Raw genomic sequence first — 13,461 nt, 5'->3', positions numbered from 1 at the left:
CAAGGGCGGAACCGGGCGCGCAACGGGTACAGGTGAGGTACCGCAGGGTCAGCGGGTCTGCTGAGCCGGGACCCCGCGGGTGACGGGCTCGTCGTCCACCGGCGAGCCGGCGGCGGCCACTGCGGCACCGGTCAGCGTCGCCAGCATCTCGCGGACGTTGGTCAGCTGCGCGTTGATCGAGTCGCGGCGGTTGGTGAGCGCCGCCAGCTCGCGCTCCGATTCGCTGCGGATCCGGTCGGCCTTCGCGTTCGCGTCGGCCACGATGTCCTCGGCCTGGCGCTGCGCGGTCTCCACCGTCTGACGGGCCCGGCGCTCGGCGTCCGTACGGAGCTTCTCGGCCTCCAGGCGGAGCTGCTCGGCGCGGTGCTCGATCTCGGCAAGGCGCTTCTCGGCCTTGGCCTGACGGGACGCGAGGTCGCGCTCCGACTGGTCGCGACGCTTGGCCAGGTTTGTCTCGAAGTCCGCGGCGGCCTGGGCGGCCTTGGCGCGGGTCTCCTCGAAGAGGGCGTCCGCCTCCTCACGCTTCTGCGCCGCGTCCTTCTGGGCGTCGGTGCGCAGCGTGGTGGCCTCACCCTTGGCCTTCTCGACGATGCGTACGCCCTCGTCCTCGGCCTTCGCCTTGCGCTCGGCGGCGAACGACTCGGCGTCGTTGCGCACCTGCTGGGCGGCCGACTCGGCGAGCTCACGGTGCTGCTCGGCGGCGCGACGCGCCTCCTCGCGCAGGTCCTTCGCCTCCTCCTCGGCGAGGCGGAGAATCTTCTCCACACGCGCACCGAGACCCGCGTACGACGGCTCCGCGTCGTTCACCTGGGCCTGGGCGTTCTGCGTTTCGAGGTGCAGCTCCTCGATGCGCTTTTCCAAAGACGTGATGCGGGTGAGAGCACTATCACGGTCGGCGACGAGCTTGGTAATGCGGTCATCCACCTGACCGCGGTCGTAACCACGCCGCACGAGCTCGAAGCCGAAGGGGGAGGAAGGGTCACTCATGGGGTTCCTGTCGAAGTGAGACCGGTGAGGTGATAGGGGGAATCCTAGGGGCCTGAGCGGCGTGTCATCGAGTGGATGCCCGTTTGATCTGGAGTATGACACCCCTTTTGAGTGGCTAACCCCCGTAACCCTTGCCACTCGGAGGGGCGAACGTCCTTGTCGAAGCACGTGACCCGACCGGGCGACTACCCCTCGGACGACTTGCCACTCGAGCGAGTGCCCGCCGAGGCCCCGGCTTTGACGCCGCCCGTGGAACCGCTGCCCGCACCCTTGCCGCCGCCCGGCGCTTCGAAGGACTCCAACGCCTCCAGGACGTCCTGGACACGGGAGATCTCCGTGTTGATGTCCTCGCGCCGGCGCACCAGAACGTCGAGCTCGCGACGGCCCTCGTCCACCGTCTTCTTCGCCTCCTGCTCGGCGTCGGCACGCAGTTTCTCGGCCTCGCGGACCAGGGAGGCCTTCTTCTGCTCGGCCTCCTTCAGCAGCGACTCGGCCCGCTTCACCGCGGCGATCCTGACCTTGCTCGCTTCCGAATTCGCGTCCGACAGCAGCTCCTTGGCCTTCGCCGCAGCCTCTTCGCGCTGCTCCGTCGCAGCCTTCATCAGCTTGTCGACGCGCTCGCCCGCCGTCTTCATCTGCTCGGAGGTCTCGCGCCGCGCCCGGTCGTGCAGCTCTTCGATCTCGCTCTCCAGACGGGTCCGGAGCTCCTCGGCCCGCTCCCGGATGGCCGTGGCGTCCCGACGGGCGCCGACCAGCAGTTCGTCCGCGTCCGCACGGGCCCGCTCCACCAGGGAGTTGCCCTCGACGGTCGCCTCCGAGGTGATCCGCAAGGCCTCCTTGCGGGCCACGCCGACCATCGTGTCGGCCTGCTTCTCGGCCTCGGTGGCGGCGCGCAATGCCTCCTCCTGAGCCTTGTTGACGAGCTGGTCGGCCTGCTCGGCGGCGTCGGCACGGCGCTTCGCCGCCGCCTCGCGCGCCTCGTCGAGCAGCCGGTCCGTCTCCTCGCGGGCCTCCCCGCGCATCTGCTCGGCCGCCGCCTCCGCGTCGGCGCGCACCCGCTCCGACTCCTCGCGGGTGCGGGCCGCGTGCTCCTGTGCCGAGCCGACCGTGGCCGCCGCCTCCGCGCGCAGCCGCTCCGCCTCGTTGGTGGCGTCGCCGACCAGCTCGGTCGCCTGCTGATTCGCCTCGGCAAGGATCCGCTCACCCTCGCCCGACGCCTCGCCCACCAGCCGGTCGGCCTGGGCCGCGGCGTCCGAACGCATCCGGTTGGCGTCCTCGCGGGCGTCCGCGCGGCTGCGCGCGGCGTCCTGCTCGGCCGATGCCAGGGCGTCCGATGCCTCGGTACGCACCCGCTGGCTGTACTCCGCGGTGTCCGTGCGCAGCCGCTCCGACTCGGTGATCGCGTCGCTGACGGTCCGCTCGGCCATCGACTTCGCGGCCTCGGACTCCTCCTGGGCCTCCCGGCGGATCCGGGCGGCGTCCTCGCTGGCCCGTTCCCGCTCCGCGTACGCGTCGGCGCGGACCCGGTCCGCCTCCTCCTGCGCCTCGGACTTCGTCCGCTCCGCGACATGCTCGGCGGTGGAGCGCAGCCCGGCGATCTCCGCCTCGGCCTGCTCCTGGAGCCCGGAGACCGAGTCCCGTACCTGCTGGGCGGTCTGCTCGGCGGCGGAGACCATCTCGGTCGCCCGGGCGTCCGCCTCGCCGACCAGCCGCTGGGTCTCGGCCTGTGCCTCCTCGACCCGCTTGCGGGCGGAGGCGAGGAGCTCCTCGCTCTGTTCGCGGGCCCGCTCGCGCTCCTGGGTCGCCTCCGTGCGCGCCGCGTCGAGGGTCTCCTCGGCCTCGCGGCGGCGTCGGTTCGCCTCCTCCTGGGCGGCGGCCAGCGCCTCGGCGGCCTCGGTGCCGACCCGCTCGGCCGCGGCCGCGGCCTCCGACCGCACCCGGTCGGCGCTCTCCTGCGCCTCGGTCCTGAGGCGCTCCGCCTCGGCGGCCGCCTCGCTGCGCAGCCGTACGGCGACGGTCTCACCCTCCGCACGGGACTGCGACGCATCCGCCGCCGCCTCGTCGCGCAGCCGCTCGGCCTCGGTCTCGGCCTGCTCCTGCAGTGCGCGCAGCCGCTCGGCGGCCTCCGCACGCAGCCGCTCGGACTCCTCGTTCGTCTCGCGCCGGATCCGCTCCGCCTCGGCGCGCGCCTCCGTGAGCGCCTGCTCGGCGGTGGTGACCCGGGTCTCGGCCTCGGTGTGCAGCCGGGTCAGCTCGTCGGCTGCCTCGGCGCGCCGGGCCGCGACCGCGCGCTCGGTCTCCTCACGGAGCTCGGCCGCCGCCTGCTCGGCCACGGCCGTGGTGGACTCCGCCTGTTCCTCGGACTCCGTACGCAGCCGCTCGGCCTCGGCGCGGGCCCGCTCGAGGGCCTCCTCGGCCTGCTTGCGCAGCACTGTGGCGCGCTCGATCGCCTCGGCACGGACCCGTTCGCTGTCGGTGCCCGCGGCGGTCCGGAGCTCCTCCGCGTCCGCCTTCGCCTTGGACAGCAGCTCCTCGGCGGTCTTGGCGCCTTCCTCGATCTGCTGGACGGCCTCGCGGCGGGCCTCGCCCCGGATCCGCTCGCCCTCGGCGACCGCCTCGGAGCGCAGCTGCTCGGCCTCGCCGCGCAGCCTGCGCGCCTCCTCCTGCAGCTCGACCGTCCTGGCCCGGTACTCCTTGGTGTCGTCCTTGGCCGCGCCCTTGAGCTGGTCGGCCTGCTCGGCCGCCTCGCCGCGCAGCCGGTCCGCCTCGGCCTCCGCCTCGCGGCGGATCCGGTCGGCCTCCTCGCTCGCCGCCCGGGTGGTGGACCTCGCGTCCTCGGACGCCTTGGTCAGCACCTCCTCGGCGGTCCTGGCCGCCTTGGCGAGCTGGGCCGCGGCGTCCTCGGCGGCCGCGGTGCGGGCCCTCTCCGTCGCCTCGGACGTGAGCCGGTCCGCTTCGGCGCGGGCGTCGGCGAGCGCCTGCTCGGCCTCCGCCTTCAGCGCCTCGGCGTCCGTCGTGGCCTCGCCTACCAGCCGGGCGATCTCCGACTTGGCCGTACGGGTGCGCTGCTCGTTCTGCGACTCGGCGCCGGCCAGCCGCTTGACCGCGGCCTCCTTCGCCTCGGTGAGGACCTTCTCGGCCTCCAGGCGGGCCTCACGCAGCTGCGTCTCGGCCTCCTGCATGCGCTGCTCGGCGGCCCGGTTCAGCTCGGCCGTCTGCTGCCGGGTCTGCTCGGTCTCCGCGGTCGTCGACGTGCGCAGCTGCTCGGCGTGGCTGGTGGCCTCCTGCGCCTGGTTGGACGCGGCGTTGAGCAGCCGCTCGGCGTCCTTGCGGGCACGCAGGAGGATCGCTTCGGCCTCGGCGCGGGCGGACTCCGCCTCGGAGCCGAGCCGCTGCCGGGTCTCGTCCGCGAGCCGGGCCGCCTCGGCGCGTGCGGCGGCCAGGGACTGCTCGGCCTCGGTCCGCGACTCGTCGAGCAGCCGGCGGGCCTGGGACTCGGTCCGGGCCCGCAACTGCTCGGCCCAGGCGACGTTCTCGTTGACGTGCGACTCGACGGTCTGACGGCGCTCCGCGAGCTCCTGGTCGAGCCGCTGCCGCCGCTGCACGGCCTCGTTGTGCAACTCGGCCTGCAGCCGCGCCTGGTGTTCGGCGTGCTCCTGCAGGATCCGCTGCGTCTGCGCCCGGGCGTCACGGAGCTCGCGCTCGGCATCGGTACGCAGCTGATCAGCCTGGATCTGGGCATTACGGAGCAGCTGTTCGGCCTGGTAGCCGATGTCCGCGCTGTCGTACGCGGGACGGGTCGCGAGATTGCGCCGAGCCTCGTGCAGCTTGGCGCGCAAGACCTCGACCTGGTAACCGAGGTCCTCGGCGTGCTGGACGGCCTTCTCCCGGTCGGTCTTCAGCCGGTCCATCTCGGCTTCGAACCGCGAGAGGTGGTCGTCGTCAGCTCGGTGGCTCTCCTGGCGTTCGTAGCCCCGCACTGCGCGGTCCCATCCGTCCCCTGGTCGCAACTCTCCAAATGAGTACCGTTCGCCGGCGAACGGTCCCCCGGGGAATGGTGACAGATCTACGGCTGGGGACGCGGCGCGGCCCCGACCCGGCCCCGGCCCGGAACCGCCCACTCTACCGGGCCAGGTATCCGGAGGTCAGTGCTCCGCTGCGGACGTGACCAGTTCGGTGAGGACGCCGTGGCAGTCCTTGGGGTGCAGGAAGGTGATCCGGGACCCCATCGACCCGGTCCTGGGCTCGTCGTACAGCACCCGGACGCCCTTGGAACGGATGTCCGCGGCGTCCTCGTCGACGTCTGCGGTACCGAAGGCGATGTGATGGACGCCCTCGCCGTTTTTGGCCAGCCATTTACCGACGGCCGAGTCCTCGCGAGTGGGTTCGAGCAGCTGGAGGTAGGAGGCACCGCCGTCCGAGGTCTCATTGATCTTGAGCATGGCCTCCCGCACGCCCTGCTCCTCGTTCACCTCGGAGTGGAAGACTTCGAAGCCATAGGTCGAGCGGTAGAACTCGACGGTCTTGTCGAGGTCGAAACAGGCGATCCCGATGTGGTCGATTCGCGTCAGCATGGACAACAGTGGAGCGCTCCACCGATGGTTACGCAACGTGCGCGCGATCACACCCGCTGCCGGATGACGGGCGAGGTACCGCTCAGTACATTCAAGTAAACCCTCGTTCACATCTAATCCAAGGGGCCGTGCCTCATGTCTGGAACGACCGGTACCACCTCAGTGATTGTCGCGGGCGCCCGTACGCCCATGGGGCGTCTTCTCGGCTCCCTGAAGAGCTTCTCCGCAGCCGACCTCGGCGGCTTCGCCATCAAGGCCGCGCTGGACCGGGCCGGCATCGGCGGCGACCAGGTCGAATACGTGATCATGGGCCAGGTGCTCCAGGCCGGGGCGGGGCAGATCCCGGCACGCCAGGCCGCGGTCAAGGCCGGCATCCCGATGAACGTTCCCGCGCTCACCGTCAACAAGGTGTGTCTGTCCGGACTCGACGCGATCGCGCTGGCCGACCAGCTGATCCGCGCCGGCGAGTTCGACATCGTGGTCGCCGGTGGCCAGGAGTCCATGACCAACGCCCCGCACCTGCTCCCGAAGTCCCGCGAGGGCTACAAGTACGGCGCGATCGAGATGCTCGACTCGATGGCGTACGACGGTCTGACCGACGCGTACGAGAACATCCCGATGGGTGAATCCACCGAGAAGCACAACACCCGCCTCGGTCTGAACCGTCTGGACCAGGACGAGATCGGCGCCCTGTCCCACCAGCGTGCCGCCGCCGCCCAGAAGAACGGTCTCTTCGAGGCCGAGATCACCCCGGTCGAGATCCCGCAGCGCAAGGGCGACCCGGTCCTCTTCTCCAAGGACGAGGGCATCCGCGCCGAGACGACCGTCGAGTCCCTCGGCAAGCTGCGCCCCGCCTTCACCAGGGACGGCACGATCACCGCCGGCACCTCCTCGCAGATCTCCGACGGCGCCGCTGCCGTCGTCGTGATGAGTAAGACCAAGGCCGAGGAGCTTGGCCTGGACTGGATCGCCGAGATCGGTGCGCACGGCAATGTGGCGGGCCCGGACAACTCGCTGCAGTCGCAGCCGTCCAACGCGATCAAGCACGCGCTGAAGAAGGACGGCCTCACCGTCGACGACCTCGACCTCGTCGAGATCAACGAGGCGTTCGCGGCCGTCGCCGTCCAGTCGATGAAGGACCTCGGCATCTCCCCGGAAAGGGTGAACGTCAACGGTGGCGCGATCGCGCTGGGCCACCCGATCGGGATGTCCGGCGCCCGTGTGGTGCTGCACCTGGCGCTGGAGCTGAAGCGGCGTGGCGGTGGCACGGGCGCGGCGGCGCTGTGCGGCGGTGGCGGTCAGGGCGATGCACTGATCATTCGCGTTCCGGGCAAGAAGTAGTCGTACGTACGCAGCTGCAGAGCGAACCGAACGGAGCGGTAATGGTGGACGTCCCCACCCTGGTCGAGCAGGCCCGTGAGGGCCGGCCGCGGGCCGTGGCCCGGCTCATCTCGCTGGTGGAGGGGGCGTCGCCGCAGCTGCGCGAGGTCATGGCGGCCCTCGCGCCGCTGGCCGGGAACGCGTACGTGGTCGGCCTGACCGGTTCGCCCGGTGTCGGCAAGTCGACCTCCACGTCGGCGCTCGTCTCGGCGTACCGCCGCGCCGGCAAGCGCGTCGGTGTGCTCGCCGTCGACCCCTCGTCACCGTTCTCCGGGGGCGCGCTCCTCGGCGACCGGGTCCGGATGTCGGAGCACGCCTCCGACCCGGGCGTCTACATCCGCTCCATGGCCACCCGCGGACATCTGGGCGGCCTCGCCTGGTCGGCGCCGCAGGCGATCCGGGTGCTGGACGCGGCGGGCTGTGACGTGATCCTGGTGGAGACGGTCGGCGTCGGCCAGTCGGAGGTGGAGATCGCCTCCCAGGCCGACACCTCCGTGGTCCTGCTCGCCCCCGGCATGGGCGACGGCATTCAGGCGGCGAAGGCCGGAATCCTGGAGATCGGCGATGTGTACGTCGTCAACAAGGCCGACCGGGACGGTGCGGACGCCACCGCGCGCGAGCTCAACCACATGCTGGGCCTCGGGGAGTCCCGGGGGCCCGGCGACTGGCGGCCGCCGATCGTGAAGACGGTAGCCGCCCGGGGCGAGGGCATCGACGAGGTCGTCGAGGCGCTGGAGAAGCACCGGGCGTGGATGGAGGAGCACGGCGTCCTCGCGGAGCGGCGGGCTGCGCGCGCGGCCCGCGAGGTCGAGACGATCGCGGTCACCAGACTCCGCGAACGCATCGGCGACCTCCACGGCGACCGCCGGCTGGACTCCCTGGCCGAACGCATCGTGGCGGGCCGTCTGGACCCGTACGCCGCGGCGGACGAATTGGTGGCGGGAATCACCGGGGCCTGACGCCGGGGGCGACGGGCGGCGTGCGGGCCGCCTTCCGCCCGGGGCGGTGTGCGCTGAGAAAGCGTCAGTGACAGGGCCCTGGTGCGCCATTCGCGCTGTCGGTCTACGCGCCCTGATCAGTCGTCGTCGCGGCCGTCGAGGTGCCCATCATGGTCGTGCCGGTCGTCGTCGTGCCGGTCGTCCCCGTGGTGACCGTCGTCCGAGCGGTCGGGGGTGACCTCGGCGGTCCTGGCGTCCACGTTCAGCTCGTGGTGCCTGCCGTCCTTGCCCTTGATGTCGACATCCCAGTGCAGCGCGCCGCCGCTCCGGTCGGCGTCGTCGAGCTCGATCGAGGTGACCGTGCCCGGCGTCGAGCGCAGGGCGGCGTCCATCGCCGCGGAGAGCGTGACGGGGACCGACCGAGGCGTGGGCAGGTTGCGGTCGTCGTTGTTGTCGTCGGAGGTGTGCTTACCGAGCACCTTCGCGCTGTCGTGGCTGTCCCGGCCGCTGTCGTCGGCGAAGGCGACGGCCGTGGCGGTCCCGCCGCCGACGAGTACGGCCGCGGTGACGGCGGCGATGGCGATCCTGCGCTTCATGAGGGTTCCTCCCCGATCGGGTTGCCCGTGTGCAACGTGAACCACCGTGGCGCACCGATGCTGAACGCAGCCTGAAGCCACCTGAAGCCGTCTTCAGGTTCCGTTTGCCACTCTGTGCGTATGCGTCTGTTGATCGTGGAGGACGAGAAGCGGCTGGCGACGTCCCTGGCCAGGGGGCTCACCGCCGAGGGCTTCGCCGTGGACGTCGTGCACGACGGCCTCGAAGGGCTGCACCGGGCGGGCGAGGGGGCGTACGACCTCTATCTGACCAAGCCGTTCTCGTACGTGGTGCTGGTCGCCCGGATCCGGGCACTGCTGCGGCGCCGGCGCGGCGGTTCCGCCTCACCCGTGCTCACCGTCGGCGCACTGCGGCTGGACACCGCGGCCCGCCGCGTCCACCTGGGTGAGGACGAAGTCACGCTCACCGCCAAGGAGTTCGCCGTGCTGGAGCAGCTGGCGCTGCGGGCGGGACAGGTGGTCAGCAAGGCGGACATCCTGGAACACGTCTGGGACTTCGCGTACGACGGGGACCCGAACATCGTCGAGGTGTACGTGAGCGCGCTGAGGCGCAAGCTCTCCGCCGCAGCCATCCGTACGGTGCGCGGTGCCGGCTACCGGCTGGAGGCGCTGTGAGATCGGTACGGGCCAGGGCCGCGCTCGGCGCCACGGTGGTGGTCGCGGTCGCCCTGATCGGCGCCGGGCTCGCCGTACTCCTCGTCCTGCGCGCCAACCTCACCGACCAGGCGGGCCTCCAGGCGGAGGTGGCGGCCCGTGAGGTCGCCGGACAGCTGGCCCTCGATGTTCCGGTCGGTCAGCTGGACCTGCCGGACGAGGAGGAGCACCCGGTCCAGGTGACCGACGAGGACGGGCGGCTGGTGGCCGTGTCCAAGGACCTGGAGGCGATCACCGGCACGGGTACGGGCCGGGTCACCCCCCATGTGCCCGTCGCGCCGACGAGCGCCGGCACCGACGACGACGGCAGCGGCGACCGCCACGGCGGCGAAGACCGCGGCGACGATGACGGCGCGAACGGGAACATCCCTGCCCGCGGCGAAGTCTCCTCCGACGACCCGGACTTCACCAGCGGCACAGCCACCGTCGACGGCGACACGGCCGACTACCGCTTCGCCTCCGTCTCCGCCACCACCGGCGCCGGTGTGACCCTGACCGTCCACGCGGGAGCCCCGCTCGCCACCGAGCAGAAGGCGGTGGGCAGCGTGCGCGGTGCGATGCTGATCGGGCTGCCCGTCATGCTGCTGATCGTCGCCGCGGTGACCTGGCTGGTGACGAGGCGCGCGCTGCGGCCCGTCGAGGGCATCCGGGCGGAGATGGCCGCGATCACGGCGTCCGAGGATCTGTCCCGGCGGGTGCCGGAACCCGGTTCGCGCGACGAGATCGCCCGGCTGGCCCGTACCACCAACGAGACCCTGGCCGCGCTGGAGGCCTCGGTCGACCGTCAGCGGCGCTTCGTCGCGGACGCCTCGCACGAGCTGCGCAGCCCGATCGCGTCGCTGCGCACGCAGTTGGAGGTGGGCGCGGCCCACCCGGAGCTGCTGGACGTGCCGGGCGCGGTCGCGGACACCGTGCGGCTCCAGGTACTGGCCGCCGATCTGCTGCTGCTGGCCCGGCTGGACGCGGGAGAGCGGCCGGGGAACACCCGGCTGGACGTCGGCGCGCTCGTCCACGAGGAGGTCGCGCAGCGGACCGGCGACCGGATCCCGGTTTCGGTGTCGGTGCCGGCGTCGGAGCCCATCGAACTCACCGGATCACGCGGTCAGTTGGCGCGAATCATCGGTAATCTGCTGGACAACGCGGAGCGTCACGCGGAGAGTTCGGTCGCCGTCTCGGTGCGTACGGAACGCGGCAGCGTGGTCGTCGCGGTCGACGACGACGGGGCGGGCATTCCGGAGCCCGAACGTGAGCGGATCTTCGAACGCTTCGTGCGCCTGGATGGCGCCCGCAGCCGCGACGAGGGTGGCGCGGGCCTGGGCCTCGCCATCGCGAGGGACGTGGCCCGCAGACATCGGGGCACCCTGGCGGTCACCCGATCCCCGGAGGGCGGCGCCCATTTCGAACTACGCCTGTCGACACGACCGAATCCAGGCAGCTGAGGGCATCGTCAGCCCCGCTGATGAGTACGCCCCCCACCAGGCCCGTCCAGGCCCGCCCGGCCACATTCAAGCCCGTCCGGCGGTCGAGGGCAGATCAAGCCCGTCCGGCGATTGAGGACAAAGCCGCCGCGCCCGTGCAACGGGCGCACCCCCACTCGCGCGCCCCGCCGCGCTACGGCTTGCCCCGCCGCCCCCGCAGATGATCCGCAACCGGCGTCAGCGCCGCATGCAGCTCCGCCAGTGCCTCCGGCGTCAGCAGGTCCATGAAGTGTTTGCGCACCGAAGCGACATGGTGCGGCGCAACCTTCCGCATCGTCTCCGCACCGGACTCCGTGAGCACCGCGAACAGCCCGCGCCGGTCGGACTCGCAGTTCTCCCGGTGGACCAGCCCCGCCGACTCCATCCGCGTGATCTGGTGCGAGAGTCGGCTCTTCGACTGCAGGGTGGCGGCGGCCAGGTCGCTCATCCGCATGCGCTGGTCGTCCGACTCCGAGAGGTTGACCAGGATTTCGTAGTCGTTCATGGTCAGGTCGAACGGCTGGAGATCCTTCTCCAGCTGGTGCATCAGCAGCCTGCTGACGTCCAGGTGGGTGCGCCAGGCGCACTGTTCCGCGTCGCTCAGCCAGCGGGTGGCCGTCTCGGTCTCCATATATGGATTCTACCTAAGAAGTTGAAATCTGGACGAAGTGGGTTGTGTGACGCCCGGCACCCGCCCGGAGGCCGGCTCGGGAGTCCGGCTCGGGCTGGGCGCAGACGTTCGACGTCACACTCTGCAGACTACCGGTCACAAACCGAAGCGGCGCTGGAGGTCCCCCAGCTGCCCGGGCAGACGGGGGGTGGAACCAGGTTGACCTGCACCGGGTGAGTGCTGCCCGCCGCCCGGCACCCCGGCCTGCTGCGGAGTCAGCCCCGTCGCCTGTTCGGGCATCAGGACCTCCGTCGACTGGAGCAGCACCGTACCGGCGCCGACGAACTCGAACTGGTGCTCCTCGCCCGACGTCCCACCGATCCCGGTCAGCGACCTGAGCCCGCCCATCACGCCCGTCATGTAGCCGTGGTCGTAGTGGTGGCACGGCGAGGGGCAGTCCGCCCAGCCCACCAGCGCCTGCGGATCGACCCGCAGCGGCGGCTCCATGAAGACCACCGGACCGTTGGACGCGGCCACGAACTTCCCCGTACCGATCAGCGTGAGAAAGCCCGGCACGATCGACTGCTTGAGTGCCAGCGTCGGCTGGTACGCGAGGAGGTTGCCGGAACGGATCGTCAGGTTTCCGTCCTCCAGGTCGTACGAGTTCACGTCGAACGCCCGGTCGGCGAGCAGCATCTTGCCGCTGCCCTCGGCCACCACCCAGTCACTCGCGTGCAGCGGCGAGTGGAAGCTCGTACGGATCAGCCGGTCGAAGCGGCCGTGGCCGATACCGTTGAACTCGATGCGCCCGTAGTAGGCGATCATCTTGCCCTTCTGCAGGAACCACTGGCTCCCCTTGAGCTCCACGCAGAAGGTGTACGCGTTGACGTTGTCGTCCGACGGCAGCGTCATCGGATCGAAGATCACGGGCGTGCTCACAGCTTCTCCTCCGACGCCTGGACGTACACCGCGCCACTGCCGCTGAGCTCCAGCTGGAACGCCTCGCCGGAGCCGCGCCCCACCATGTCGCGCCAGCCGAGCGCGGTGGAGAGCTTGTTGCGCACGTCGCCGTGGTGCGCGACATACGCCTGCGGGTCCACATGCACCTCGCGGCCCGGGGTGATCGGCAGCTCGATCACCCCGCCGTGCGCCATCACCGCGACCGCGCCATGGCCCTTCAGTGTCGTGGTGAACAGGCCCTGCCCGGTCACCTGGCCGCGCACCATGCCCATGACCCCGCCCTGCGCGCCCATGAACATCGTGCCCTGCTGCAACGTCCCGTCGAAGGCGAGCAGCCGGTCGGCCTCCACGTAGAGGGTGTCGCCGGCCAGGTTGATCACCTGGATGTGGTGGCCGCCGTGGCCGAACATCACCGTGCCGCTGCCCTCGACCGTCATCAGCGGGGTCGCCTCGTTCGCCACCCGCCGGCCGATCATCGACATCAGGCCGCCCTGGCCGCCCTGGATGTTCGGGGTGAACGACACCTCGCCGCGGTACGCGAGCATCGCGCCGCGCTGGCTGAACATCTTCTGGCCGGGGATCACTGTCGCCTCGACCATCTTCGAGTTGATCTCACGGAACGGCATCAGACATCGCCCCCGATGGTGTTCCGTTCGCTCGGCTGCACGTAGACGAGGCCCTCGCCCTCGAACCGGATCTGGAACGACTCGCCCGAGCCCTCGCCCATCAGCGTCCGGAAGTTCACCCCGGACTGGAAGTGCTGCTGGAGGTTGCCCTGGTGGGCGATGTACGCGCCGGGGTCGACGGACAGCGGGTACTGGGCCGTCACCCGCAGCACCACGGCCGAGCCGTCCGACATGATCGCCGCCTGGCCGGTGCCCTCGACGGTGGTGGTGAACAAACCGTTGCCGGTCGCCCCGCCGCGCAGCCCGGTGAAGGTGGTGCCGGTGCGCAGCCCGGCGTCGGTGCAGAGCAGATTGCTCGCCTCCACGTAGAGCTTCTCGCCGCGCAGCGACACGAGGTTGATCTCGCTCGCGCGGTCAGCGAAGTAGCAGGTGCCCTGTCCTGTCACTTCCATCACGGTCATCTGCTCGCCGGTCAGCCGGCGGGTCACCATGCCGCGGATCCCCTCACCGCCGCCGGACATCTTCTTGAACGCCATCCGGCCGTCGTACGCGACCATCGAGCCGTTCTTCGCCTTGACGGCGTCGCCGGTGAGATCGACGGCGAGCGTCTTGCTGCCTTGGAGTCGGAACATTGCCACGGGTCGACGGTAGCGGCCCGGGC

12 protein-coding genes are annotated in these 13,461 nt (G+C 71.1%); 4 read left to right on the top strand and 8 right to left on the bottom strand.

Going from position 1 to position 13,461, the window contains the following annotated elements:
* Positions 1-48 precede the first annotated feature (48 nt).
* The 3 genes from ABZV38_RS20400 to mce all read right to left on the bottom strand — a co-directional run bounded on the left by ABZV38_RS20400 (position 49) and on the right by mce (position 5,561).
* A complete protein-coding gene (locus ABZV38_RS20400; protein WP_356328859.1) occupies positions 49-987 on the bottom strand; it encodes a cellulose-binding protein in 939 nt (312 codons plus the stop codon).
* Between the two features lie 185 nt (positions 988-1,172).
* A complete protein-coding gene (scy, locus tag ABZV38_RS20395; protein ID WP_356328857.1) occupies positions 1,173-4,967 on the bottom strand; it encodes a polarized growth protein Scy in 3,795 nt (1,264 codons plus the stop codon).
* A gap of 165 nt (positions 4,968-5,132) precedes the next feature.
* The gene (mce, locus tag ABZV38_RS20390; protein ID WP_356328855.1) at positions 5,133-5,561 is read right to left on the bottom strand and encodes a methylmalonyl-CoA epimerase; all 429 of its coding nucleotides are present in this window, start codon (positions 5,559-5,561) and stop codon (positions 5,133-5,135) included.
* A gap of 135 nt (positions 5,562-5,696) precedes the next feature.
* Here mce and ABZV38_RS20385 point away from each other — a divergent pair, with 135 nt between their 5' ends.
* Positions 5,697-6,902, top strand: a complete 1,206-nt coding sequence (locus ABZV38_RS20385) for an acetyl-CoA C-acetyltransferase (RefSeq protein ID WP_356328853.1) — start codon at positions 5,697-5,699, stop codon at positions 6,900-6,902.
* A 41-nt stretch (positions 6,903-6,943) separates the two neighbouring features.
* Complete coding sequence (gene meaB / locus ABZV38_RS20380; protein WP_356328850.1) at positions 6,944-7,900, top strand: methylmalonyl Co-A mutase-associated GTPase MeaB; 957 nt, start codon at positions 6,944-6,946, stop codon at positions 7,898-7,900.
* Between the two features lie 116 nt (positions 7,901-8,016).
* Here the strand turns inward: meaB and ABZV38_RS20375 are convergent, their stop codons facing one another.
* Entirely contained in the window at positions 8,017-8,475 is a 459-nt protein-coding gene (locus tag ABZV38_RS20375; RefSeq protein WP_356328848.1) for a PepSY domain-containing protein, read from the bottom strand.
* 120 nt (positions 8,476-8,595) lie between these two features.
* Here ABZV38_RS20375 and ABZV38_RS20370 point away from each other — a divergent pair, with 120 nt between their 5' ends.
* Positions 8,596-9,108, top strand: coding sequence for a response regulator transcription factor (locus tag ABZV38_RS20370; protein WP_356328846.1), 513 nt, complete (start codon positions 8,596-8,598; stop codon positions 9,106-9,108).
* Positions 9,105-10,586 (top strand): HAMP domain-containing sensor histidine kinase, encoded by a 1,482-nt coding sequence (locus tag ABZV38_RS20365; protein WP_356328844.1) that lies wholly within the window; start codon positions 9,105-9,107, stop codon positions 10,584-10,586. Before ABZV38_RS20370 ends, ABZV38_RS20365 begins: the two co-directional genes overlap by 4 nt.
* A 172-nt stretch (positions 10,587-10,758) precedes the next feature.
* Here the strand turns inward: ABZV38_RS20365 and ABZV38_RS20360 are convergent, their stop codons facing one another.
* From ABZV38_RS20360 to ABZV38_RS20345, 4 genes are all read right to left on the bottom strand, one after another.
* On the bottom strand, positions 10,759-11,235 hold the full coding sequence (locus ABZV38_RS20360) for a MarR family transcriptional regulator (protein ID WP_356328842.1): 477 nt from the start codon (positions 11,233-11,235) through the stop codon (positions 10,759-10,761).
* Between the two features lie 135 nt (positions 11,236-11,370).
* Entirely contained in the window at positions 11,371-12,153 is a 783-nt protein-coding gene (locus ABZV38_RS20355; RefSeq protein ID WP_356328841.1) for an AIM24 family protein, read from the bottom strand.
* Entirely contained in the window at positions 12,150-12,800 is a 651-nt protein-coding gene (locus ABZV38_RS20350; RefSeq protein ID WP_356328839.1) for an AIM24 family protein, read from the bottom strand. Before ABZV38_RS20350 ends, ABZV38_RS20355 begins: the two co-directional genes overlap by 4 nt.
* Complete coding sequence (locus ABZV38_RS20345) at positions 12,800-13,432, bottom strand: AIM24 family protein (protein ID WP_330248977.1); 633 nt, start codon at positions 13,430-13,432, stop codon at positions 12,800-12,802. The genes ABZV38_RS20350 and ABZV38_RS20345 overlap by 1 nt, the downstream gene beginning before the upstream one ends.
* Positions 13,433-13,461 lie beyond the last annotated feature (29 nt).

The sequence above is a fragment of the Streptomyces sp. NPDC005181 genome (genome assembly GCF_040608395.1).
Lineage (GTDB): Bacteria > Actinomycetota > Actinomycetes > Streptomycetales > Streptomycetaceae > Streptomyces.
Note: the sequence above shows the minus strand (reverse complement) of the source record. Positions and strands in the feature narration are given on the sequence as shown.